Here is a 24,731-nt window from a genome sequence, read left to right on the forward strand (position 1 = left end):
CTGCGGGCTCGTGACTTGCGGGTTCGCGGCAGCCATTGATCGTCTTACTGACTACCAACGGTCTTGGAGATAGGCGCGCCGATTAGCTGGAAGACCTTTCTCTGGGTTTCGGTGGCGTTCGTGAGTAGCTGAAGGCTGCCGCCGCCGCTGATGCGGATCTCGTCGCGGGTCAGGGTGGCCAGGTGCGCGAGGAGGCCCTGGAAGCTGTAAAGAGGCGTTCCGTCGGGCTGTTCCTTGCGTGTGGATTTCCGGTTGGCGGCCTCGGAACGGAGAGCGGGCGCGACCGGGTCGGTGCGGCCTGGCGGCTCCTCGTCCGTGAAGGTGAGGGGGGCGAGCCGTTTCCTCAGGTGCCAGGTGATGTAGGCAGCGAGGGAGCAGATCAAGAGATGTGCGCGGACCCGGTTTTCCAGGTAGTGGTAGATCGGTCGCACCTGAAGGTCGGTCGTCTTGATCGTACGGAAGACTCGTTCGACCTGGGAGAGGTTCTTGTACGCGGTGACGATCTCGTCTCCGCGCATTCCGCTCGCGTGTTTCTCCTCGGCGCGGACGACGTAGATGCCGTCGAGCGCCGCCTCGGCGGCGATGCTCTCCTCCCGCCGGGCGATGGTGACATCGGCGTCCGTGATCGTGATCTCGAGGTGCTTCGCCATCTTCCGCCTGTGGACAATCTTCCCGATCTTCATGCCGATGTCCGCGGCGCCGACGATCCGGCCTTCCGTGACGGCGGCGACGACTGGGGCGAGCGCCTTTTCGGTGGCATCGAGCAGTTCGTCACGCTTGCGGGCACGCTCGGCTGCCAGGAAAGGGTTCCGGCAGGCGATCAGCCGCTCTCCGGGAAATTTCGGGTGGCGGATCTCGGCGAGGTTGGTCTCGTCGAACAGGGTCGGCTGCAGCGGGCCGTCCACGGCCGCGAGCTGGGCGATCTGGGGCGCGCGCAGGGCGGTGATCCATCCCAGGTCGTCGGACTCGCGGAGCGCCCTGATACGCGCCGACGTGATCATCCCTCGATCGCCGACCATGATCACACTCTTCAGGTGGAACGTTTTCTGGACGGCGTGCACGGCTTCGATGAACGCGGACGGGTCGCCGGTGTTACCGGGGAAGACGCGTATCGCGACAGGCCGGCCGTCGGCGTCCGTGAGGACTCCGTACTCGATCTGCTCGAGCCCGCGACGGCCGTCACGGGAATAGCCATGGGACGCCAGCGGGCAGCAGTGCCCTTCCATCCAGGACGACGACAGGTCGAAAAGAACCTGGCCGCCGTCGACGAGATGCCGGCCCACGAGTTGCCTTTCGATGTCGTCCTGCCGGTGTAGCAGCCAGTCCATGGCGGCATAGATCTCGTCGGTCGACGCCGTGTCTATCCCCAGGTCCGCGCCGAGCGTGTTGTCGGACCACCAGGATCTGGTGGCGAGCTTCGAACCGGGCTGGATAATCCGGGCGACAATCAGCGCTAGGGCGATATCCCGCTGTCGCCCAGCCGGCCCCAGCAGTGCCGGCAGGCCGAGCTGCCGGGCGACCGTCATGACCGCGGCGACATTGCCGTGCTGAAGAGACCGAGCGATCTCGACATCTTTCTCGACATCGACCAGCGTCCGGCCCGCGAGCGCTTTCCTGAGCACGTCGATGGCCGCCGGCGGAAGGTGCGAGACGTTCGCAATGGTCTCGTTCTTGACCTTTCCGTCTTCCCGGAAGGTACGCCGCACCAGATGCGACACGTACTCCCGCGGCTCGCCGGCCGCGTTCGTCTGCCGACTGACAATCCGGTCCACGTGCATAGCACCCGTTTGCCTCGCCACGAGTCGATGATCCCATCCAGCAAGATCCCGATCAAGCAACCTACTGACTACACTTCGGACAACACAGGCCAAAGTGCCAGGCTGTGCGCGTAGCGATCTTCGAGCACTCGCAAGTTCGGATTAGTGATCCTGGGGACAACGGCCGCCGGGTGTGCGAAGGAAGATCATTTTCGCACACCCTTTGGCCCTCTAGGACCAGGCGAGCAGGAGGGCGGGGTCGGTGAGCATGGCGGCGACGTCGGCGAGCACGGCGGAGCCCAGCTCACCGTCGACCAGCCGGTGGTCGAAGGAAAGCGCCAGCTGCCCCACAGTGCGGACGGCGAGCTGGCCCTCGTGGACCCAGGGGGCCGGGCGGACCGCGCCCAGGGCCAGGATCGCGGCCTCGCCGGGGTTCAGCACGGGCGTGCCGGTGTCCACACCGAACACGCCGATGTTGGTGATGGTGATCGTGCCGCCGGTCAGGTCCGCGGGCCTGGCCTGACCGGCCCTGGTTCGCGCGGTCAGATCGGCCAGCGCGTGGGCGAGCCCAGCCATGTCGAGCCGGTCGGCGTCAGAGATGTTCGGCACCAGCAGCCCGCGTGGCGACGCCACCGCGATGCCGAGGTTGACGGCCTCCGAGACGGCGATCTCCGGGTCGCGCCGCTCACGCTCGACCCAACTGGTGTTGATCATGGGGTGTCGCCGGACCGCGACGAGGAGGGCTCGCGCGGCGAACAGCAACGGTGTGACCTTGACCCCGGCGAACTCCGGCAGCGCGGCGAACCGGTCGCGCGTGGCCATCGTCTCCGTCAGGTCGGCGGTCACGAACTCGGTCACGTGCGGCGCGGTGAACGCGCTGCTGACCATGGCGCGCGCGGTGGCCCGGCGCACGCCGGAGACCGGAACCCGCCAGATCCTGCTGGCCGCGTCGAACGTGGCCTCGGCCGGAATCCGGCCGACCTGCCCAGCCCCCGCGCGGCCGGTGGCCGACGCCGCCGGCTGACTGGCCGGCTCCCTGGTCGGTGGTGCCGGCGGTGCCCAGGCGTCCGGCTCGGCCGGCCGCGTCATGCCCTCCGGCGCGCCGGTGACCAGCGCACGGGCCGCGGTCTCGACGTCGGCACGGCTGATGGATCCGGCGGGACCGGTGCCGGAAAGCAGACCTAGATCGACACCCAGGTCGCGGGCCAGCTTGCGCACCGGTGGCTTTGCCAACGCCCGGCCGCCCCGTCCGGCGGCCGCCTCGTCGGCGGGCCGCCCGCCGTCGGCCCCACCACCGCCAGGCGGGGCGGCCGGTGTCCGCGTGCCCACGGAGGTGCTCGCGGCGCCGGCGGCGAAGGCGTTCAGCGGGGCCGGCGGGGCCGTGGCCTGGGAGGCCGCGGCCGGAGGCGTCGGCTCCGTGGGAGCCGCGGCCCGCTGCCTGCGCCGGCGCGCGCGGCCGAGGCCGGCGGCCCCGGCCGAGGTACGCGGGCCATAGCCGACGAGCACCGGTTCGCGCCCGCCGCCGCGGCGTACCGGTACGTCCGGAACCTCCAGCCCTGACACGGGCGGCCCCGCGGCCTCCGCCGGCCCGCCGCCAGCCGGCTCATCGACGGGCACCGCCGCTGGGGCTTGTGCCAAAGGCCCGCCGCCATCCGCGTCCGTCGGCTCGTCGTCCTCGATGGTGACCAGCACCGCGCCGACGAAGATCGTCTCACCTTCGGCGCCGTGCGTCGCGACGAGCCGGCCGGCGAACGGGCTCGGCAGCTCAACCAGAGCCTTCGCGGTCTCGACCTCGGCCAGCGGCTGGTTGACCGTCACCGTGTCGCCCACCGCCACCAGCCAGCGGACGATCTCGGCCTCCGCGAGCCCCTCACCCAGATCGGGGAGCCGGAACTCTCGTCGCGCCACCGTTCCTCCCAGAAGCTTCCTGTGGTCGCCTTCCGCGTTATCCCTTGTGTTGCGTTCGGGATTGCGTTTCAGCCATCGTGGTTGAGATGGTCACCTTCCGATTCACCCTTGTGCTGCGTTGATTGTTGCGTTTCAGCCATCGTGGTGATCCATGATCTTTCTGGTGCTGCTTGTGGTCGCCTTCCGCGTTGTCCCTTGGGTTGCGTTGGGGGTTGCGTTTCAGCCATCGTGGTGATCCACGATCTTTCTGGTGCGGCTGGTTCGGGCGTTTGCCTGCCGGCCGGGGGTCAGTAACGGCCGGCAGGGCGTCAGTAGGTGAAGGAGCGGTCGACGGCGTCGAGGATGCGGTCGACGTCGGGGAGGTAGCTGTCCTCCAGCCGTGACGGTGGGTAGGGGGTGTCGAAGCCGGTGACCCGCAGGACCGGCGCTTCCAGGGAGTAGAAGGCCTGTTCGGTCACCCGGGCCGCAACCTCTGCCGACAGCGACACGTTCGACGGCGCCTCGTGGGCGACGACCAGCCGTCCGGTCCGGCGCACGGAGGCGATCACCGGGTCCAGGTCGAGCGGCGACAGTGAACGCAGGTCGATGACCTCGACCGAGCGGCCGTCCTCCGCCTCGGCGACCACCGCCGCGTCCAGGCAGGTGCGCACCATCGGCCCGTAGCCGACCAGGGTCGCGTCCGTCCCGGGCCGCACGACCCGGCTCGTGAACAGCGGCGCCGGGCCGCCTGGGGCCGTGCCGACGCCGGCGCGGCCCGCCCGGTCCGCGCGGCCGTTCAGGCTGGCCAGGTCGATGGGGTCGACCTCGTCCTTCTCCCAGTAGCGCCGCTTCGGCTCCAGGAAGATAATCGGGTCATCCGCCGCCACCGCCTGTTGGATCATGACGTGCGCGTCGGCCGGGTTCGAGCAGGTGACCACCTTCAGCCCGGCGGTGTGGCAGAAGTAGGCCTCGGGCGACTCGCTGTGGTGCTCCACCGCCCCGATGCCGCCGCCGACCGGGATCCTGATCGTCACCGGCATCCGCACTCGCCCGGCCGACCGGTAGTGCAGTTTGGCGAGGTTGCTCACGATCTGGTCGAACGCCGGGTAGACGAAGCCGTCGAACTGGATCTCGCAGACCGGGCGGAAGCCGCGCATCGCCATCCCGATCGCGGTACCGATGATCGCTGACTCGGCAAGCGGCGTGTCGATCACCCGTTCCTCGCCGAACCGCTCACGCAGCCCATCGGTGACGCGGAAGACCCCGCCAAGCTGGCCGATGTCTTCGCCCATGATGACGACCTTCGAATCGGCCTCCATCGCCGCGCGTAGGCCGCTGTTGAGCGCGCCGGCCAGGGTCAGCGTGGGCACGATGCCTCCGGTCCCGGGGTTTGTGGGGGCGGTGCGACGGGGCGCGCGGCGGCCAGGCTCGCCTCCGGTGGCGACGAGCCCGGTGGCGACGGGGCCCGCGGCGCCGAGCTCACAGGCGCCGAGCTCACAGGCGCCGAGTCCGCTGGCGCCGAGTCCGCTGGCGCTGGGGTCGGATGCGCCGGGCTCGGATGCGCGGCGTCCGCGGACGCCGCGCGTGGTGATGTCGAGGAGGGCGCCGGGGGGCGGTCGTCGGTGCCGAGGAAGTCGGCCAGGTCGGCGCGTTCGGCTGCCACGTGCCCGCTCTCGACGACGGTGACGTGGTCGAACATCGACAGCGGCTCCGGGTCCGGCAGGGCCAGACAACGGCGGCGCAGGTCGGCGGCGGCCTCGTCGGCCCGCGCGGCGACGGCGGCGGCCGTCGTGTCGTCCAGGGCGTTCTGGGCCGTCAGGTGCGCACGCACTCTGGCCAGCGGGTCGCGCTTGGCCCACCGGGCGACCTCGTCGGCGTCCCGATACCGGGTCGGATCGTCGGCGGTGGTGTGCGCGCCCATCCGGTAGGTGACAGCCTCGATGAGCGTCGGGCCCTCGCCGGCGCGGGCGCGGGCCAGTGCCCACCTGGTCACCGCCAGCGTCGCGAGCACGTCGTTGCCGTCGACCCGCACCCCGGGGAAGCCGTGGCCGGCGGCGCGATGGCTGATCGGGACGCGCGACTGCCGGGTGGTCGGCTCGGAGATCGCGTACTGGTTGTTCTGGCAGAAGAAGACAACCGGTGCGCCGAAGACCGCCGCCCAGCCGAACGCCTCGCCCACGTCACCCTGGCTGGAGGCGCCGTCGCCGAAGTACGCGATCGTCGCGCAGTCGACGGCGTTGCCCTTTGTGGCCTCCGCGGCTGGCTTTTGGCCAGCCTGCCAGCCGCTTTGGGCTGTGTTGCCCTTTGTGGCCTCCGCGGCTGGCTTTTGGCCAGCCTGCCAGCCGCTTTGGCTGGTCTCGCGGCTGACGCCCATGGCGTAGCCGGTCGCATGCAGCGTCTGCGAGCCGACGACGATCGCGTAGAGCGCGAAGCCGTGCTCGTTCGGGTCCCAGCCGCCGTGCGCCGAACCGCGGAAGAGCCCGAGGATCGCGACCGGGTCGACGCCCCGGCAGTAGGCGACCCCGTGCTCACGGTAGGACGGGAACGCCATGTCGTCGGGCGCGAGTGCCCGGGCGGAGCCGACCTGGGCTGCCTCCTGACCGCGCAGCGGGGCCCACAGCCCCAGTTCACCCTGGCGCTGCAGGGCAGTGGCCTCCTCGTCGAGGCGGCGGATGATGACCATGTCGGTATACATGTCCAACAGGTCCGCCAAGGTCACATCCGCGATGTGCGCCTCGATCTCCTGCGCGCTGATCTCTGGTCCGGCCGCCGCCACCCTTTGTCCGCTCGGTGTGAGCAGCTGCATCAGCTCCGTCACGTTGGCCAACGATAGACCGCGTGGGCGCGTCGGCAAGCCAGCAATCTGTAATCAGATCGATTCGAAAGGTAGTAGTCGTTGCTGCCGGCTCGTTTTATGCCCCGCTGGTGGGGCTTTGCCCCACGCTGGGCCAGACGCTCGGTGGCTCGGCGGCGCGGCTCCGGGGGCAAAGAGGGCGACAGCGGGTTGCCGGGCGATAGGCGCCGGGCGGCTCGGTACGGTGACCGGCGTGAGCGCATCGTCGGAAGCCACCTCGCACACGTCCGCGTTCCCGCCGTCCGGCCCGCCTGGCTCCGCCGTGCCGGTGCCGCGGCCACTGGTCGACGGCGGGTCACTCGGGCGGGTGGGCATCTGGAGCGGGCAGTTCGACTTTTCGCCGGCCGATGTCGTCCGCGAGGCGGTGGCCGAGCTCGACGAGCTCGGCTACCCGACGGTCTGGACCGGCGAGGTGAAGGGCCGCGAGGTGCTGGTGACGGCCGGGCTGATGCTCGCAGCCACCAGCCGGATCACCGTGGCCACCGGCATCGCGCAGATCCTCGCCCGCAACCCGCTGACCATGGCCGCCGGCCAGCTGGCGCTGGCTGAGGCGCACCCCGGCCGGTTCCTGCTCGGCCTCGGCGTCTCGCACGCCGAACTGATGCAGATCCGCGGCGCGCCGTATACCAAACCACTCGGCCAGATGGCGGCCTATCTCGACGAGATGGACCGGATGGCCGCCGAGCAGTACCGGGCGGTGCCGCCCGATGGCACACCAGTCCGGGTGCTGGCCGCGCTCGGCCCGAAGATGTTGGAGCTCGCCCGTGACCGCGCCGATGGCGCGCACACCTATTTCGTTCCGCCCGAGCACACCGCGGCCGCCCGCAAGACGCTCGGCTCGGGCAAGGTGCTCGTTCCCGAGCAGGCGTTCGTGCTGGACACCGACACCGAGCGAGCCCGGGAGCTCGCCCGCCGGCACACCGGCTCCTACCTGCGGCTGCCGAACTACACCAACAACCTGCGCCGCTATGGGTACGGCGACGATGACTTCGCGAACGCCGGTTCCGACCGGCTGGTCGACATGATCGTGCCGCATGGCGGCCCCGAGGTGCTCGCGCGCCGGGTCACCGAGCATCTCGACGCCGGCGCCGACCAGGTCGCCGTGCAGGTGCTCGACTACGACCGCCGCGGCCTGCCGCGCCGCCAGTGGCGCGAGCTCGCCCCCGCGCTGCTCGCGCACTAGCAGAGACCGACTTCGGGACGACCACTTCGGGGACGGCACGTTTCAGCACAGAGCGGGAGATTCTACCCCAGGGTGGATGACCCGGCGTGACCGGCCCGCCCGTGCGAGCCGACAGTGTGGCCCCGGTCGCATGTGGCACGTAGGTGCTGCCTACCGTGTCCCTGATGGGGGCCAGCACGGGGTGGGGTGAGCGGTGATGCCGGCACGGCGGAGCCCAGGCAGGCTGGGCAGGACCGGCGGGAGCCGGGACGAGGGCCCGAGGAGCAGAGCCGCGGCGAGCGGCCGGCGGGCGGCCAGCGTGTCCGCGGCGAGGACCCCGGCCTCCGAGGTACCGAGGGAGAAGGGCTCGATGGCCGTATCCAGGTACCCGTCCGCCGGCCGCCGCCGCGGGGCGCCGCGGATCGTGCTGGCGCTTGTCGCGGTGAGCGCGACGCTGATGGGCTGCGGACTCCTCGGCGGTGGCGACGACGGTTCGTCGGACGGCCAGGTGCATGCCGGCGCGCTCGGCCAGCCGAGCGCCCCCGCCACGACGGCGCCGCCCGTTCCGTCCGTGCCCCCGGGCGGAGCGCAACGAGCGCCCACGGGCGAGCCGGTGACCCTTGAGTTCGCCGGCGACGTGCACTTCGCCGGCTCGTCGGCGGCCGGGCTCACCTCTCTCGGCCCGATGATCCCGACGCTGACGGCGGCCGACCTCACCGTGCTCAACCTGGAGACGGCGATCACCACCGGCGGCGAGCCGGCGTCGAAGGCGTTCACCTTCCGCGCGCCGCCGCAGGCGTTCACGTCGCTGCGGGCCGCGGGCGTCGACGTCGTGAACGTGGCGAACAACCACGGCATGGACTACGGCCCGACCGGTCTTCAGGACACGCTGCGCGCCGCCCAGGCGGCGAACTTCCCCGTGGTGGGGATCGGGCAGGACGACACGCAGGCGTTCCGGCCCTACCGGACCGAGATCAAGGGCCAGCGGATCGCCGTGATCGGGGCGACCCGGGTGCTCGACGACGAGCTCGCCGCCGCGTGGACCGCGGGGCCGGGCAAGCCGGGGCTCGCCTCCGCCAAGGACCTGCCCAAGCTCCTGGCGGCGGTGCGCGCGGCGCGCGCCGACTCCGACACGGTTGTGGTGTTCCTCCACTGGGGGGTGGAGATGCGCAGCTGCGCGGGTGAGGACCAGACCGGCATCGTGCCCGCCCTGGTGGACGCGGGCGCCGACGTCGTCGTCGGCTCGCATGCGCACGTTCTCGAGGGCGGCGGCTGGCATCCGTCGGGCGCCTTCGTCGACTACGGGCTCGGCAACTTCGTCTTCTACGCCTCCGGCGTGAGCGCCACCACGGAGAGCGGCGTACTGCGGCTGACCGTCCAGGGCCGGGCGGTGACCCAGGCCCAGTGGGTACCGGCGCGCATCGTCGGCGGCCTGCCCCGGCCGGCCACCGGGTCCGACGCCCAGGCGATCCTCGCGGCCAAGGGCGCACTGCAGGGCTGTGCCGGGCTGAACCCCAACCCGCCGACGTGGGGCGCCATCCCCGTCACCAGCCAGGGCGGCGCGACCGGTGGCCCGGCGAGTGCATCTTCCCCACCGATTGGCTAGGTCGAACCGCGGCCATACCGACACGTCCGGCCCTGCGCACTCGGAGCCAATCCGGACCTCCCAGCAGACCTCCCAGATCGCTTCGCGATCCGGCAGGGACCCCGGCTTCGCGATCCGGCAGGAACCCCGGGGGACCCCGCGAGCGATCAGCGCGAAAAGCGGCGCCGGGGTCAGGGGCAGGAGACGCAGTCGGCGCAGCGGCCGTAGATCTCCAGGGTGTGCGCGACGTCGGTGAAGCCCTCGGCGGCGGCCACCTGCTCGGTCCAGCGTTCGATCTCGGGGCCCGCGACCTCGACGGCGTGCCCACACTCGCGGCACACCAGGTGATGGTGGTGCGAGCCCGTCGCGCAGCGGCGGTAGACCGTCTCGCCGTCGTCCAGGCGTAGCACGTCGACCTCGCCACGGTCGGCGAGCACCTGCAGATGCCGGTAGACGGTGGTGAGGCCGACCGGCTGGCCGTCGGCGCGCAGCTGGGCGTGCAACTCCTGCGCGCTGGTGAACGCGTTGGTCGCCGCGAGCGCCGCCGAGACGGCGTCGCCCTGGCGGGTGGACCGCGTCGTCGTGCCGCGGCCGGGCAGGCCGCGACCGGCCGAGACGGTCACGCGGCCGTCCGGTTCGTCGCTGGCGCGATCGCGGTTCGCGGTGGGCACGCCCTCCACTTTCTCATCTCCGGAGCTACGGGGGACCGGGCTGGACGGACTGCGGGGGACCGGCGGTCTCTCTTCTTCTAACGGTATTGACAACGGTTTTCATTTCAACCACGATCCGTGGTGAGGTCGTCGCGCCTGGTGCCACGACCGCCATCAGGAACCGTCAGGAAGTGGAGGGAGCTCCATGTCGCTCACCGTGACGCCGGACGTACTCGAGGCCGCCGAGGCGGGCCGGCTCTCCGACGAGGCGTTTGTCGCCTGCGTCCAGGAGTCGCTGCCTTACGCCTACGGTGTCGTCGAGCGGCTCGCCCGTCGGCTGCCGGCGGCCGTTGCCGCCGGCGCGTCCTGCGCCGTCGATGACACCGTGCCGCCGGACGACGCCGCGTTCGGCCAGTTGCTGCGCGCGTTCGCGAGCACGTCGATCCGCGGCGCGCTGGAACGGCGCTTCGGCGTCGCGCTTGCCTTCCAGAACTGCCACCGGGTGGGCGCCTTCTCACCCGGTGGGCGCGCGGGCGACGCCTACCGCCGGTTCACCTCGCCAGAGTCGCAGATCCGCAACCAACGCCCTGACCTGGTCAACTGCTGAGGCTCACGCGCCCTTCGCCCGGCGGTGGGGGTGCCAACGGTGCACCCCCACCAAAGGCTGACCTAACTGGCGATATCGTCCAATCGAAAGCTTCCTTCACCGAGGCGCGAACCCCGGCCCCCAAGACGCGGCGCCTGGTCGCGGCGGGGTCGGCGGGTGCGCCCGCCTGACCAGGCGTGGTGTGGCGGAGCGGCACGATTGTGTGGCGCCAGGAGGTCAAGGAGGACGGCGGATGGAACGCCCCCGGACGGGGTCGCGGGCGGGCGTGCGCGCCGATGGGGAGCCGAGCCAGATCTGGGTCCGCTTCGCCATCGCCGGCGCCGCGCTCATCGCGGTCGCCGGGGTGCTGACCACCTGCACCGACGGACGGTCGTCCGGCTCGACCAGCTCTCCCGACAGCGTGTACGCCGCCTCGACCGTGAGCGACGACGTGATCGCCCGTTGGTATGACGGGACGCACGACGTCCGTCAGCGGATCGCCGACGACGTCGCGGAGATCCGCGCGCGCCTCTCGGCTCAGGACGGCAATGCGCTGCGCCCGGCCTGCACCACGCTTGCCGATGATGTGACCGAGGCCAGGGCACTCACGTCCGGCCCGGACACCGCCGCGCAGAACCTGTTCGATGCAGGCCTCGACGGCTACGGCGACGGCGTCACCGCCTGCGGGAACCTCTTCGACGGCACCCAGCTCAGCGTCGACGTGCTCCAGGAGCAGATCAGGAAGGGGCTCACCACCGGCGACGAGCAGTGGGCCGCGCTCGCGGCCCGGCTCTCGCTGCCGATGGCCACCGCCGCGGCGGTTCCCCCGTCCGAGGCGGAGACGAGCACCCCGCCGGACGCGGCGACGCCCGGCGCGCCCGCCTCCACGCCCGGAGCGACCAGGCCGACGCCCGTCCGCACGACCCCGCCGCCGACCGCGCCGAGAACCGGTCCCCCGCCCGCCACCACCACTCCGGCTCCGCCGCCCGCGACCACGGCGAGCCCCACCACGCCGACACCACCCATGGACGAGACCACCCCGGCTACGAAGCCACCCTTGCCCACGCTCCCCGGCGGCGGCTGACCCGCGCCGCCGGACGGCGCCGCAACCCGATGGGCGATTACGGAAAGTAATGAGTCGTCGCGCCATGGGTTCGAACGGTGGGTGAGGCGCACCGCCGCGAACGCGCAGGTACGGGTGTCTCATCCCCCACACGGCCAGGGTGGGGGCGTCTGGCGCGGCCACCGGGCGTGCATAACCGGTGGACGACATGCCTACCCTGGATGGCATGGAGTTCACCCAGTCCGACAAGCTCGCCGGCGTCTGTTACGACGTCCGAGGTCCCATCCTCGACGAGGCGACTCGGATGGAGGCCGCTGGGGAGTGGATCCTGAAGTTGAACATCGGCAACCCGGCTTCGTTTGGCTTCTCGACCCCGCCCGAGGTTCTCGCGTCCGTGACCGCGAACCTTACGAGCGCCCAGGGCTACAGCGACTCCAAGGGACTTCCGGCGGCGCGTGTCGCCGTCGCCGAGTACCACCGCCGCAAGGGCCTGGCGGGCGTCGGCCCGGACGACGTCTATCTGGGCAACGGCGTCTCCGAAATGATCATGATGTCGTTGCAGGCGCTGCTCAACAACGGCGACGAGGTGCTTCTGCCGGCCCCGGACTACCCGCTGTGGACGGCCGTGGTGAGCCTCTGCGGCGGCAAACCGGTGCACTACCTCTGCGACGAGTCCGCGGGCTGGATGCCCGACCTGGAACACGTCGCCGCCAGGATCACTCCGCGCACCCGGGCGATCGTGTTGATCAATCCGAACAACCCGACCGGCGCCGTCTATGACCGCGCGACGGTCGAGGCGCTGGTGGAGCTGGCCCGCCAGCACAGCCTGATGGTCTTCTCCGACGAGATCTACGACCGGGTTCTCTACGACGGCACGGAGCACGTCTCGGCCGCGGCGCTCGCCCCCGACCTGGTCTGCGTGACGTTCAACGGCCTGTCCAAGGCCTATCTGCTCGCCGGGTTCCGCGCCGGCTGGATGGTCGTCTCCGGCCCTCGCGAGCACGCCTCCAGCTACATCGAGGGCCTGAACATCCTCGCGAACATGCGGCTGTGCGCGAACGTGCCCGGTCAGTACGCCGTCGTGGCCGCCCTGGCCAACGACGAGGGCGCCGGCGAACTCGTGCTTCCCGGCGGCCGGCTGCGTGAACAGCGCGACACCGTGGTGAAGCTGCTGAACGACATCCCCGGGGTGTCCTGTGTGCCGCCGCGCGGCGCTCTCTACGCGTTCCCGCGGTTGGACCCCGACGTGTACGCGATCCGCGACGACGAACGGTTCGTTCTCGACCTGCTGCGAGCGGAGAACATCCTGCTGGTCCAGGGCACCGGCTTCCATTGGGAGAAGCCTGACCACGTCCGCATCGTCACCCTGCCAAACGTCGACGACCTCACCGCCGCGATCGGCCGCATCGACCACTTCCTGTCGACCTACCAGCAGATCTGAGTGGTGGGCGAGGGGGCTCGCGGCGCCGCTGTCCACATGACCAGGCGAGATTTCCACAGTCATGAGCGCCCTGTGGACAAGAGCTGTGGATAACTCGCCCTCAGCTGTGGACGCCGGGGCTGACGACCGAAGCGTGTCGCTACTTGGCGTTGCCAGTACCGGCCCCGTCGAAGGTAGATCATCGGTGCCGATGGACGCGGATCTCGCTGAAGGCGCTGATCTCACTGAAGGTGCCGATCTCACTGAAGGTGCTGAGCCGGACACGCGGGCGGACACCAGGCGGGCGCGCCGGCCCCGGCGGCCGGTGGACATCGCCGTGCCGGTGGCGCTCGCCGGCGCCGTCGTCGCCGCGTTAGGCGCGCTACACGTCGTGTTGGGCCGTCCGCTCTGGTACGACGAGATCTGGCGCCCGCACTTTCTCGCCGAGCCACCGGCGACGTTCTGGCCGGAGCTCGCGCACGCGAACACCCCGTCGGCGCTGGGCTGGGCGGTGCTCACCCGGCTCGTCGGCGACCTGGCCGGCTGGCACGCCTGGGCGTTGCGCGGGCCCGAGCTGGTTGCGCTGGTCCTGCTCCCGGCCGTCGTCTATGTCTTCACCCGGCGGTTCGCCGGCGTGGTCGCGGCCGGCCTTGCGGGGGCGTCGGTCGGGCTGTCCGGGGTGATCGTCGACCTGGGTACCCAGCTCAAGCCGTACTCGGTCGAGGCGCTCGCCTCCGTCGCCATCGTCTGGCTGTGGACGGCTGGACGCCCATGGGCTGGACACCCGCGACCGGCGACGGCGTCTCGCGCTGGCGACCCGACCAGCGGGGCCGCGCCGAGCGCCCAGGGCGCCGCGACCGCGCCGGGGCGGGCCTTGCTCGCGCGCGGCGCGGCGGGGCTGGTCGCACTGTTCTCGGTGCCGGCCGCCTTCCTGGTCATTCCGCTGGCCGCCGCCGATGTGCTGACAGCCGGACGCGGGTCGCGGCGCAGGCTGACCGCGGTGCTCGTGGCGACGCCCGCGCTGGCGATCTGCGGGCTGCACACCCTGGTGTTCGTCGGCCATCAGTCCAGCCAGCGGGCCAGCCGGTTCTGGGACACCCAGTTCCTCGCGGGCCGTGGCCCGCTCGAAGCGGTCCGGTTCGTCGCGGGCGAGGTGGTCCGGATCCTCGGCGGCGCGCCGACCGGCATCGACCGCTACGACCCGAACCTGGTGCACCCGGCGACGGACACCACCTTCGCCGCCGGCTGGCTCATCGCCCCCGCCGCCGGGGTGGCCTTCGCCGTCGGGACCGTCGCGCTCGCGCGCCGTCGCGACGGGCGGCACCTGATCGCCGCGGTCGTCGGCGCGCTGGTGCTCGCGCTCGCCGCCAGCGCCGGCCGCTACTGGCCATTCGGTGCCAACCGCACCAACCTGTTCCTCGTCCCGCTGCTGGTCGTCGTCGTCGCCACCGGCGCCGACCGCCTCGCCCGCCGCCTTGCTCGCCCCGTTGTCCGCCGCCCCGCGGCCACCTACCGGCACGGCCGCCCCGCGGCCACCTACCGGCACGGCCGTCCCGTTGCCGCGGCGGCGGTGCTGGCCGGTCGGGTGCTCGTGGCGGGTGGGCTCGCCGTGCTCGCCGTGATGCCGGTGGCGTCCGCGAGCGCGTTGGCGCCGTTGTGGCGGGAGCGCGCCGAGATCCGGCCGGTGGCGCTGATGGTCGACGCGACGGAGCAGGCCCGCCGGCTCTACCAGCCGGGTGACGTCGTCATCGTTGGTGGCCGGCTGGCCCGTTCCGGCTGGCTGTACGCGATGAGCGTCAGCGACGACCGTGCCTACCAGCCACCGCCCCGGACCTCCCAGCAGACCTCCCAGATCGCTAACCTCCCAGATCGGCTCCCAGACCTCCCCGATCGGCTTCGCCAATCGGGCAGGGACCCCGGATCCGGCAGGGACCCTGTAGCCGATCCGGCAGGAACCCCGGGCAACGCAAGCCCCACCAATCCGGCGGGAAGCCCAAACGCGCCGTCCCGCGTCGGCCCTCGCCTGCCTCAGGGCTCGACGGTCTTCCTCACCGAGGTCGGCGCCGGCGAGGGGCGCGTGGCGTTGGCGGCGCGCCAGGGCCCGCCCCCGAGCCGCGTCCTGCTGTTCGTCCTCGTCTACGACCGCTCGGGCACACGGGCGGAGCTCGCCGACCTGCGCGCCGCGGGCTGGTGCCCATCGGAGGCCTTCGACTTCCCGAACACGGGAACCTTGAACGTCCTGACGCACTGCCTGTAGCACCTGGAGGACGCTCCGCGGCGGGCTGGGCAGTACGGTCAGGCCGCGGGCCGTCTCGTCTACGTCCGCGCGACGGCGAGGCGCCCCGCGCCTCGCCGCATCGGGGGGGGGCATGCCCCAAAATCTGCTGCGATGCCCGTAGGCTCCCGGTCTTGTGAGCCCCGTTCTCGCCTCGTCCCGAGCGGGGAACTTCGTCCGTTCGCTGTTGATCATTGGGCTGATGGTGATCATTTTCCGGGAGCTCTACCTACTGTGGATCTTCCATACCCCAGCCTGGACGTCGCGGCCCCCGGAGATCAAGTATTGCGGCTCCTACTACCAGCAGCGTGAAAATCCGCCGGACGTCTCCACTGCCGAGATGAACAGGATCGCTGGTGGCCGAGTGAAGCAGATCATGCGTTCGCCGGTATTGCGCCCGGTCGCCGCCTACCGCCCCGCGAAGGCCTGCCCGCGCTACGTCTTCGCCAAGGTCGACGACGACCGTTTCGTCGTCTACACCTTCCCGACCAAGTAAGCCGTCCGGGCGCTGGACGCGCCGGGCCGCCTCGGGGCCGGGTTTGGGCGGGAAGGTTGTTGCTGGTTCGCTCCGTGCGGGCGGCGCGCTCCGGCCCCGTACTCGCTTCGCTCCCCGTCGAGATGGTTGGCGGAGGTGGGTCGGGATCGGAGTCGGATCGGGTTGGGCTGGAAGGTTGTTGCTGGTTCGCTCCGTGAGCGCAGGAGGACGGCGCGCTCCGGCCCCCCTACGTCGCTTCGCTCGTAGGAGGGCCTCCGCGAGGCGCGCCTCCGCGCCCAGCCCGGTTGCGTTTCGCTGGAACGTCACGAGTCCAGGGTCCGGCCTGATCTGAAGCCAGATTCCTGCGGGGAACCACCGACCAGACGCGAAGCCCACCTCACGAGCGCAGCGAAGTGCTTCCCGGTACCAGCCCTGGCCTAGTCCGGCGGGAGGTGACCGTGCTGGGTGCGGAGGCCCGGCCGCGAGCGAAGCGACGTGGCCCTGCCGAGATGGCGGCTTCGGGTTGGCGACGTACAGCGTGACGCAACCGTGCTGGGCGCGGAGGCGCGCCTCCGCGGAGGCCTGCCTACGAGCGAAGCGACGTAGGCGGGCCGCCGCGGAGGTCGCCGGAGCGCCCGTGAGCGGAGGAGGACGCGGCGCGGAGGTCCCGTGGGAGCGAAGCGAGTACGGGGCCGGAGCGCCGCGCCCGGACGGAGCGAACCAGCAACCAATGTCACAGCATCGGGCGGGAGGTGCCGCCGGGGTCGGCCGGAGAGTGGGGCGCCTCGCGTGCTGGGGTGACGGTGTAGACGCGGGCGTGGATGGACGTGCGCTGCTGCAGGGCGGCTCGTACCGCGCGGTGCAGGCCGTCCTCAAGGTAGAGGGTTCCCTCCCACTCGACGACGTGCGGGAACAGGTCGCCGTAGAAGGTGGAGGCCTCATCCAGCAGCAGGTCCAACGCGAGGACCCGCTTCGTGGTCACCAGTTGGTCGAGCCGGACCTGGCGGGGCGGGATCTTTGCCCAGTCGCGCTGGCCGAGCCCGTGGTCGGGGTACGGGCGACTGTCCCCGACCAGCTTGAAGATCACCTGAACCTCCTCGCCGTGCCGTCAGCCTTCACGCCACGGACCTACTCCCAACACCTCACCACCCGGACGGCACCGGACCGCGTGGCCGCTCGCCAGCCCCCGGATCGGCCGGCCGTTCCAGCCTAGAATCCTCCGTCCGCGCCCCGAAGCACTACCAGTGTCCGGCCCGTAGTTGCCCGGACCTTGAGACACGCGGGCCTTGTTGGCGTCGGGTAGTTGTCAACGTGCCCCGCCGTCGCCGCGGCGATCCGCGCGAGACGCCTGTCACACTCTCCTCCCATCGATTGTCCGGTAGGGGCCCGGTGTCGCCGTCCGTCCGACTGGCAGGGGGCCTTTGCTTGACGGGGAGGCCGCTGGCTACTTAAGTAAGCCTTACCTGATGACAGGAGGAACTCGATGCCAGCGGAGGAACCGGACGAGGCGATGGCCCGCGACGCGGTCCGTGCGCGCACCGTCCTGGCCGGCGCCCGGCACGCGCTGCTGACCGTGCTGGGACCGCGGGTGCGAGGCTGGACCGGCCTGATCGACGATGGCGGCGAACCGGTTCTGCTGGTCGGTGCCGACAGCCCGCCCACGCGCGCGGCCGCCGCTGGCTCGGCGCGCCGCTGCCGCCTCGATATCCCCGGCGCCGCGGGCGAGCGGCTCGTGCTCGCCGGGCAGCTGCGGACGGTGCCGGGCAGCGCCGAGCAGGTGGCCCGCAGGATCGCCGGGCCCGGCCTGACGGTCGAGGTGCCGCAGTGCGGCGGCGACGAACTCGCGGCGGTGGCGCTGTCGGTCGACGAGGTACTGCTGTGCCTGCCCAGCGTGGCCGAGCCGGGGGCGCGCCGGGGATGGCTCCACCGTGTCGCCGGAGGTGCCGCGAGCGCCGCGGAGGGCGGTGCCCTCGGCCAGGGCACCGAGCCGCGGTGGCCGTCGACGGCGAACGGCCAACGGATCGATCTGGCCGCCTACGCGCTCGCCGAGCCGGACCTGATCGCCGCGTACGCGCCGGACCTCGTGGAGCACCTGAACATCGCGCACGGCGACCAGCTGCGCCGGATCGCCGCTCATGGCCAGCCCGTCGCGGCGCCCGTGCCGAGGCCGTCACGGACGGCCGGCGCGCTCGGGAGCACGGCGACGGCGGACGGCGCGGGTTCGGCCGCGGGCACGGCCGGCGCCCTCGGACTGGGCGGCGTCGCGAGCGGAAGCGACTCGGGCGAGCCGGCGTGGACCAGACGGCTCGCGGACCCGACGGATCTGTCCGCCGTCGCCGCGGTCGCGATCGGTGACCTCGACCGCACCGGCCTGACGCTGTGGCAGGTCGGCCAGGACGGCGCGGACGAACTGCGCGTCACCTTCCGTCAGCCGCTCACCGAGCCGCGCTCGCTGGGCCTGGAGCTTCGCCGTCTGCTCTCCAACGACTAGCGGAGGCGGAGGCGCCGGGTACCGCGTTTGACAGCGGTATCCGAAACGGTTTTCATTACGGGCATGCGCCCTCATGAGGACCGGACGCCCGCGCGCCGGTCCGCCGTGCCCTGGAAGTACCGTCCGAGGGCCCTGGCGGCGGTCGGCGCGCTTGTCGCGCTTGGCTTCGCCACCTCGGCGCTGCTTGCCGGCTGCGCCTCGGCGGACGACGGCGGCAGCACCGGCGATGCCCACGACGGAAGGCTGCGTGTGGTCGCCACGACCACCCAGGCCGGCGACTTCAGCCGGGCGATCGGCGGTGACCTCGTCGAGGTCACCCAGCTGGTCAAGCCGAACGTCGACCCGCACGACTACGAGCCGTCGCCGGCCGACCTGGACGCCATCGCCACCGCCGGCGTCCTGGTCACCAACGGCGTCGGGCTGGAGCACTGGCTCGACGACGCGGTCTCGGCGGCCGGGTTCGAGGGCACCCGGGTGGTGATGGCCGACGGCGTGACCCTGCGCACCGGCACCGGTGGCGAGGCCGGCGAGCACGACCCGCACATCTGGCACGACCCGCGCAACGCCAAGATCATGGTTGCCGATGTCGAGCGGGGCCTCGCGCGGGCCGATCCGGCGCACGCCGGGACCTACCAGGCGAATCTGGCCACCTACTCGGCGTCGCTCGACGCGCTCGACCGCCGCCAGGCCGCCGCGTTCGCGACGATCCCGCCCGAGCGCCGGCTGCTGGTCACGAACCACGACGCGTTCGGCTATTACACGGCCCGCTATGGGATCACCTACGTCGGCTCGATCATCCCGAGCTTCGACACCTCGGCGGAGCTTTCCGGGCGAGCCATCCAGGAGATCGTCGCGAAGATCCGGGCGACCGGGGTCAGGGCGGTGTTCTCGGAGTCGTCGCTGCCACCGAAGACCGCCGAGACGATCGGACGCGAGGCCGGTGTCACGGTGGTCGCCGGCGAGGACTCGCTGTACGCCGACTCACTTGGCCCCGTCGGGTCCGCCGGCGAGACGTACCTGAAGGCCGAACAGCACAACACCGACGTCATCATCGGAGCGCTTCGGTGAGGCGGGGTGGTCTGGGGGCGGACCGGGCGCTGTCACCTGGTGGTCGACCGCATACCGTGGCCGTCATGAGTTCCGACGCTCGGGCCACCTCGGTATCCCCGTTGGGCCCGTCGCTCGTGACGCCCCGGTTCGGGCTGGCCGCGCTCGCTGACCGCGAGGCGCCGCCGGCTGTCGCCGGGCATGTGACCATGGCCGCGTCGGCCGCTGTGGCGGGGCCGGTCGCCGTGGCGGGGCCGGTCGCGGACGGCGGCCGCTCCGCGCCGCGCCGGGAGCCGGCCGCGCGGACCGGGCCAGCCGGGGGGGCACGGGCCGCCGAGGCGGCTCTGCCCGTCGAGCCGGCCGCCGCGGGAGTGCCGGACGCGCTGGTGCTCGCGGAGGCGACCGTCGCCTATGGCCGCACCCCGGCGCTGGAGCGCGTGAGCGGCCGGGTGCCGGCCGGGCGCACGGTCGCGTTGATCGGCCCGAACGGCGCCGGCAAGTCGACGCTGATCAAGGCGGTGCTCGGCCTGGTCCCCGTGGTGTCCGGCTCGGTGACCGTGCTGGGCCAGACGCCGGCGCGGGCCCGCCGCGAGGTCGGCTACGTCCCCCAGGCGGACACCCTGGACGCCGACTTCCCGGTCTCCGCCGCGCAGGTGGTGTTGATGGGCCGCTACCGGCGGATCGGCTGGGTGCGCCGGCCGGGCGCCGACGACCGGGCTGCCGCCCAGGAGGCGCTCGCGGCGGTCGGGCTCGAGCACCGCGCCCGCGACCGGTTCGGAACGTTGTCCGGCGGGCAGCGTCAGCGGGTTCTGCTGGCCAGGGCGATCTCGGCGCGACCGCGGTTGCTGCTGCTCGACGAGCCGTTCAACGGCGTCGATACCGTCTCCCAGGACGCGCTGCTCGCGACGCTCGCGCGCCTGACCGCCGCGGGGACCGCCGTGGTGATCTCGACCCATGACCTGGCGCTGGCGCACCTGGCCTGCGATGACGTCTGCCTGCTCAACAGGCATCAGTTCGCGTTCGGGCCGCCGGCGGCGACCCTGACTCCCGAGCTGCTGCGCGCGACCTACGGCGGTGCCGCGGTGGAGCTGGGCGCCCACGGCGTCATCGTGGCCCGCCCATGACCTCGACCCGCCGCCGCCTCGCGGCCCGGGCCGCGAGGCGGGAAGGCGTCGGGACGGGCGCGGCACGGTGACACAGCTGCTGGTGGCACCGTTCGAGCGGCCCTACCTCACCCGGGCGCTCGTCGAGCTGTTGCTGCTCGGCGGGGTCGCGGCCGTCGTGGGGGTGTTCGTGCTGCTGCGTCGGCTCGCCTTCCTGACCGACGCACTCACCCACACCGTTTTCCCTGGCGTCGTCGTCGGCTTCCTGCTCGGCGGGCAGTCGGGGATCTTTCCGGGCGCCCTGGTGGTCGCCTGCGTCGCCGCCGGGCTGTTCACTCTGCTCGCGGCCACCCGCCGGGTCGGGGAGGACGCGGCGCTCGCGATCCTGCTCACCGGGTTCTTCGCGATCGGCGTCGTGCTGGTCTCGCGTCGCTCGTCGTACACGGCCGACCTGACGGCGTTTCTGTTCGGCCGGGTGCTGACCGTGCGTGTCTCCGACATCGTCGCGACGGCCGTCGTCGCGGCGTTCGTGCTCGTGATCCTGGCCGTTCTGCGTAAGGAACTGCTGCTGGTCGCGTTCGACCCTGAATCGGCCCGGGCTGCGGGGTACCGGGTGGCCGCACTCGACCTGGCGCTCAACCTGGCGATCGCACTCGTTGTCGTCGCCGCGGTGCGCGCAGTCGGCACGGTCCTCGTGATCGCGCTGGTCGTGGTCCCGGCGGCGGCCGCGCGGCTGCTCTCCGACCGCCTCATCGTGATCGTCACCGTCGCCGCGGCCCTGGGGATGGCGAGCGGCTGGCTCGGCCTGCTGGTCAGCTACCGGATCTCGGTGGACCACGGCATCCGGCTCGCGACCGGCGCGACCGTCGTGCTCGTCCTCGTCGCCGCCTACCTGCTCGCGCTCGCGGCCGCCGCCGTGCGCGCTCGCCTGCGCCCGCGATACCAAGGAGGAACTCGAGGCAGCCGGCGGGCCGTGGCCGCCACGCCCTCGCCCGACGACCCTCAGGCCGACGACCCTCAGTCCATGGCGACCACCCCGGGCGAACGGCCGGGCATGGGCACCCGCCATGGACTGACGAAGAACTCTGACGGCCGTCCCGGCGCGGCGGGTCCGGGCACCGAGATCGGGCTGGGCACGCGATGAGGCTGTGGGAGACCCTCGGCGACGGCTACACGCGCCGGGCGCTGACCGAGGCCGTGCTGGTCGGCATCCTCTGCGGGGCCGTCGGGGTGCACGTGGTCCTGCGGCGGCTGAGCTTCCTGACCACCGCGCTCACCCACGCGACGTTTCCCGGCGTCGTCATCGCCGCGCTGCTGGGCGTGCACCTCGTCCTCGGCGCGGGACTCTTCGGCCTGCTCGTCGTCGGCGTGGTCGCGGCCGTCTCGGGGGCGCGCGGCGGGGGCGGCACCCTGCCCTCGGCCGCTCCGGCTGGCCGCGGCGGGCGTGACCTGTCCAGCGTCACGGGCGTTGTCCTGTCCGGCGGGTTCGCCTTCGGCGTCGCCCTGATGTCCGCCCAGGATGGCTTCACCAAGGATCTGACGGCCTTCCTGGTCGGCTCCATCCTCACCGTCGGCACGACGGACCTCGCCATCACCGCCGGCGCGGCCGCCGTCGTCCTCACGGTGCTCGTCGCGCTGCGCAAGGAGCTGCTGCTCGGCGCGTTCGACCCGACCGCGCTCTGGGCCGCCGGCTACCCGGCGCGGCTGCTCGACCTGGTCGTGCTGCTCGTGGTCGAGGTGACGGTCGTGACCACGGTGCCCGCCGTTGGCACGATCATGGCGATCGCGCTGGTCGTCGGCCCGGCGGCGACCGCGCGGCTGTGGTGCGCGCGTATCGGCCCGATGACCGCCCTCTCGATGGCCTTCGGCGTCGCCGCGAGCGTCATCGGCCTCGCGGTGAGCGCCCAGTGGGACGTCGCCGCCGGCGGCGCCATCGTGCTCACCATTGCCGCCCTCTTCGCCTTCTCGCTGCTTCTCGCCCCCCGCGCCCATCTCGCCACCCCTCGCTCCCCGGCCGCGGAGCCCGCCACGGCCGGCTGAGACGTGATCCGGCGCGGCCTCCCAGCCCGGCGGGACATCTGACGCTCAGCTGACTGCGTGGGCAATAGTGATGAACGTTGGGGATATGGCAGAGTCACGGTCGTGACGACCGGTCGGAGCCGCCCGCGCCGGCCACCCGGCGCGACCGGCCCGGGGCGGCGCGAGCCGCTCGCCGCCCGCCGGTCCTCCGTGATGTTCACCGTGCGAGGCGGCCTGTCCGGTGTTCCGAGCCTGCCAAGGCTCCCGAGCTTCCCGACGCCGCGTCTCGCGTCGCCCGCCGGACAGCACGCCCCCGCCGGCCATCAGCTCGGTTCCCTGGGCTCCTCGGACTCCCTGGCCGGGCATCCCGCGGCGCCGGGCGTCCGGCTCGCCAGGGCGGTCGTCGCCGGCGGGGCCTCGACGAGCCTCGCGATCGCCGCGCACGCCGCCGCCGGTGGTGCCCCACCCTCCGCCGCGTTGGTCGCCGCCGCGGGCGCGCTGTTGATCCGGCTGGCCTACGGCCTGGCCGGGCGTCACCGCGGCCTGCCGACGGTGCTCGCCGCCCTGGCCGGCTCCCAGTTCGGGCTGCACATCGCCTTCGTCCTGAGCGGCCACCGGGCCGCGAACCCGGAGCATCACCATGTGGTAGCCCCGGCGGAGCTGCTCGCCTACGGCGGGGAGCACTACGGCGCGGGCGCAGGGTTCATGATCCTGGCCCACCTGGCCGCGGTCGTCGTCACCGGCGCGCTGCTGCACCGGGCCGAGGAGCTGTTGTGGGCCGCGGCCGCGCTGCGGGCCACGTTGCGCCACCTGACGGCGCGCGTCTTCGGACCACTGGCCGACGCCGTGTCCCGGCTGCGGCGCCTGCTCGCGTCGGTGATCGTGGGCCTTCCGCCGGCGATGAGCGCCGGGGTGACCGCCGTGGCGGCCACGCCACCGGTGCCGCCACGGGACATCCCGGTCGGACGTGCGGCCCGGCGGCGCGGCCCGCCGGCGCCACGCCACGCCCTGACACCCGCCTGACCTCCCTGCCTGACACCCGCCTGACCTCCCTGTACGTGTCCAGCTCACGCATGTCCAGCTCCGACACTTGAGCGGCCTCTGACCGCGCGAGCGGCATTTCCGCGTCGGTCCCCCCTCAGGGCCCCCGCCGACTGGCTGCCAAGTGGCGGGGAGCCCTGGACGTGCCGGTGCGTGCTGAGTCCCCACCTGGCCAATCGGTGGGGAGGAGCTACCGGACGACGCCACCCACCCCGCGGCTGACGCTGGGGTGAGGTCGGAGCCGGCCGGTCGCGTGGCCGTCCCCCCTGTGGACCAGGAGACGACGGCCGGGTGCTGGGCGGCGCGCGTCACGACGAGGCACATTCCACGACCGGGGGCCGAGCCCGCCGCCACCGCGCGGCGGAGTGGGCCGACCGGCGGCGCCTCGCCACCACCCGTGAGCCCCGTGGGCGACGGGCCCATGAGCGACCGTCCAGGGCGGGACCGCCGCGACGGTCCCGGGCGCCGGGTGGCATCCCCTCCCAACTTCTCGTCCACCTGTGTGGAAGGACCACCATGTCCCAAACCGTGTCCCGAACCATGTCCCGGGTCGCCCGGGCCGGCGGCGTGCTCGCCGCCGGAACCATCGCCCTCGTCGCGACGGCCCTGCCCGCCTGGGCGCACGTCAGCGTCGCCCCGACGAGTGCGCCCGCCGGCGGCTACACCACGCTGGCGTTCAAGGTGCCGACCGAGAGCGACACCGCGTCGACCACCAAGCTCGACGTCGCGTTCCCCACCGACGCGCCCATCGGCTCGGTGAGCGTGCAGCCGAAGGCGGGCTGGACCTACGAGGTCCACAAGGGCAAGCCACCCAAGCCGGTGGTGACCGACGACGGTGACCAGATCAACGAGGTGGTCACCGAGATCATCTGGACCGCCGCCGGCTCGCCGGGGATCAAGCCTGGCGAGTTCGACACCTTCGTCGTCTCGGCCGGCCCGCTGCCCGAGGGCGTCGCGTCGATCTCCTTCAAGGCGCTGCAGACCTACTCGGACGGCGAGGTCGTGCGCTGGATCGAGACGAGCACGGCTGGGCAGCCCGAGCCGGAGCACCCGGCCCCGACGCTGACGCTGACCAAGGCGTCGGCGGACGACGCGGACGACGGCGCCACGACGGCCGCCACGCCGGTGGCGGCCGCGTCGTCGGAGTCGTCGGGGTCGTTGTCGGATGGCACGGCTCGTGGGCTTGGGATCGCCGGGCTGGTCGTCGGCGTTCTCGGGCTCGCGGCGGCGGGCTTCGCCCTCGCCACGTCCCGGCGTCGCGCCGGTACGGGAGGCTGACGCACGCGCGTGGCCTGTCCGCCCGGTGGAACGGTCCT

Annotated in this window: 20 protein-coding genes; 14 read left to right on the plus strand and 6 right to left on the minus strand. The window is 72.4% G+C overall.

Annotation, left to right across the window (positions count from 1 at the left end):
* Positions 1–44: 44 nt before the first annotated feature.
* The 4 genes from QOZ89_RS35985 to QOZ89_RS36000 form a co-directional block, all read right to left on the minus strand.
* The gene (locus QOZ89_RS35985) at positions 45–1,772 is read right to left on the minus strand and encodes an IS1634 family transposase (RefSeq protein ID WP_312623741.1); all 1,728 of its coding nucleotides are present in this window, start codon (positions 1,770–1,772) and stop codon (positions 45–47) included.
* Positions 1,773–1,988: 216 nt separating this feature from the next.
* Positions 1,989–3,665: a dihydrolipoamide acetyltransferase family protein gene (locus tag QOZ89_RS35990; protein WP_312628340.1), complete on the minus strand. Its 1,677-nt coding sequence runs from the start codon at positions 3,663–3,665 to the stop codon at positions 1,989–1,991.
* Positions 3,666–3,973: 308 nt separating this feature from the next.
* Positions 3,974–5,014, minus strand: a complete 1,041-nt coding sequence (locus QOZ89_RS35995) for an alpha-ketoacid dehydrogenase subunit beta (protein WP_312628342.1) — start codon at positions 5,012–5,014, stop codon at positions 3,974–3,976.
* Complete coding sequence (locus QOZ89_RS36000) at positions 5,002–6,450, minus strand: thiamine pyrophosphate-dependent enzyme (protein WP_312628402.1); 1,449 nt, start codon at positions 6,448–6,450, stop codon at positions 5,002–5,004. The genes QOZ89_RS35995 and QOZ89_RS36000 overlap by 13 nt, the downstream gene beginning before the upstream one ends.
* Positions 6,451–6,766: 316 nt before the next feature.
* Here QOZ89_RS36000 and QOZ89_RS36005 point away from each other — a divergent pair, with 316 nt between their 5' ends.
* Both QOZ89_RS36005 and QOZ89_RS36010 read left to right on the plus strand, forming a co-directional pair.
* Positions 6,767–7,681, plus strand: a complete 915-nt coding sequence (locus QOZ89_RS36005) for an LLM class F420-dependent oxidoreductase (RefSeq protein ID WP_397428909.1) — start codon at positions 6,767–6,769, stop codon at positions 7,679–7,681.
* A gap of 349 nt (positions 7,682–8,030) precedes the next feature.
* Positions 8,031–9,266: a CapA family protein gene (locus QOZ89_RS36010; RefSeq protein WP_312628344.1), complete on the plus strand. Its 1,236-nt coding sequence runs from the start codon at positions 8,031–8,033 to the stop codon at positions 9,264–9,266.
* A gap of 170 nt (positions 9,267–9,436) precedes the next feature.
* On the opposite strand, the gene QOZ89_RS36015 is transcribed toward QOZ89_RS36010, so the two are convergent.
* Positions 9,437–9,925, minus strand: a complete 489-nt coding sequence (locus QOZ89_RS36015) for a Fur family transcriptional regulator (protein WP_083418158.1) — start codon at positions 9,923–9,925, stop codon at positions 9,437–9,439.
* A 175-nt stretch (positions 9,926–10,100) separates the two neighbouring features.
* Here QOZ89_RS36015 and QOZ89_RS36020 point away from each other — a divergent pair, with 175 nt between their 5' ends.
* The 5 genes from QOZ89_RS36020 (at position 10,101) to QOZ89_RS36040 (ending at position 15,735) form a co-directional block, all read left to right on the plus strand.
* A complete protein-coding gene (locus QOZ89_RS36020; RefSeq protein WP_312628346.1) occupies positions 10,101–10,502 on the plus strand; it encodes an SCO5389 family protein in 402 nt (133 codons plus the stop codon).
* Between the two features lie 232 nt (positions 10,503–10,734).
* Entirely contained in the window at positions 10,735–11,565 is an 831-nt protein-coding gene (locus tag QOZ89_RS36025; RefSeq protein WP_312628348.1) for a hypothetical protein, read from the plus strand.
* A 205-nt stretch (positions 11,566–11,770) separates the two neighbouring features.
* Positions 11,771–12,985: a pyridoxal phosphate-dependent aminotransferase gene (locus QOZ89_RS36030; RefSeq protein WP_312628404.1), complete on the plus strand. Its 1,215-nt coding sequence runs from the start codon at positions 11,771–11,773 to the stop codon at positions 12,983–12,985.
* Between the two features lie 190 nt (positions 12,986–13,175).
* Complete coding sequence (locus QOZ89_RS36035; protein WP_312628406.1) at positions 13,176–15,221, plus strand: hypothetical protein; 2,046 nt, start codon at positions 13,176–13,178, stop codon at positions 15,219–15,221.
* Between the two features lie 154 nt (positions 15,222–15,375).
* Positions 15,376–15,735, plus strand: coding sequence for a hypothetical protein (locus tag QOZ89_RS36040; RefSeq protein WP_071046917.1), 360 nt, complete (start codon positions 15,376–15,378; stop codon positions 15,733–15,735).
* A 712-nt stretch (positions 15,736–16,447) separates the two neighbouring features.
* On the opposite strand, the gene QOZ89_RS36045 is transcribed toward QOZ89_RS36040, so the two are convergent.
* A complete protein-coding gene (locus QOZ89_RS36045; RefSeq protein ID WP_071046918.1) occupies positions 16,448–16,801 on the minus strand; it encodes a type II toxin-antitoxin system VapB family antitoxin in 354 nt (117 codons plus the stop codon).
* Positions 16,802–17,197: 396 nt separating this feature from the next.
* Between QOZ89_RS36045 and QOZ89_RS36050 the strand changes: the two genes are divergently transcribed.
* The 7 genes from QOZ89_RS36050 to QOZ89_RS36080 all read left to right on the plus strand — a co-directional run bounded on the left by QOZ89_RS36050 (position 17,198) and on the right by QOZ89_RS36080 (position 24,693).
* Entirely contained in the window at positions 17,198–18,205 is a 1,008-nt protein-coding gene (locus QOZ89_RS36050) for a DUF2470 domain-containing protein (RefSeq protein WP_071046919.1), read from the plus strand.
* A gap of 63 nt (positions 18,206–18,268) precedes the next feature.
* A complete protein-coding gene (locus QOZ89_RS36055) occupies positions 18,269–19,273 on the plus strand; it encodes a metal ABC transporter substrate-binding protein (RefSeq protein WP_083418160.1) in 1,005 nt (334 codons plus the stop codon).
* A gap of 65 nt (positions 19,274–19,338) precedes the next feature.
* The gene (locus tag QOZ89_RS36060) at positions 19,339–20,376 is read left to right on the plus strand and encodes a metal ABC transporter ATP-binding protein (RefSeq protein WP_312628354.1); all 1,038 of its coding nucleotides are present in this window, start codon (positions 19,339–19,341) and stop codon (positions 20,374–20,376) included.
* A gap of 67 nt (positions 20,377–20,443) precedes the next feature.
* Positions 20,444–21,499 carry a metal ABC transporter permease gene (locus QOZ89_RS36065; RefSeq protein WP_241841501.1) on the plus strand — a complete coding sequence of 352 codons (1,056 nt, stop codon included), beginning with the start codon at positions 20,444–20,446 and terminating at the stop codon, positions 21,497–21,499.
* Positions 21,496–22,395: a metal ABC transporter permease gene (locus QOZ89_RS36070; RefSeq protein WP_071046920.1), complete on the plus strand. Its 900-nt coding sequence runs from the start codon at positions 21,496–21,498 to the stop codon at positions 22,393–22,395. Before QOZ89_RS36065 ends, QOZ89_RS36070 begins: the two co-directional genes overlap by 4 nt.
* A gap of 102 nt (positions 22,396–22,497) precedes the next feature.
* Positions 22,498–23,397, plus strand: coding sequence for a hypothetical protein (locus tag QOZ89_RS36075; protein ID WP_071046921.1), 900 nt, complete (start codon positions 22,498–22,500; stop codon positions 23,395–23,397).
* Positions 23,398–23,931: 534 nt separating this feature from the next.
* Entirely contained in the window at positions 23,932–24,693 is a 762-nt protein-coding gene (locus tag QOZ89_RS36080) for a YcnI family copper-binding membrane protein (protein WP_241841502.1), read from the plus strand.
* Positions 24,694–24,731 lie beyond the last annotated feature (38 nt).

It is taken from the genome of Pseudofrankia coriaricola, assembly GCF_032027725.1.
Taxonomy (GTDB): Bacteria; Actinomycetota; Actinomycetes; order Frankiales; family Frankiaceae; genus Pseudofrankia.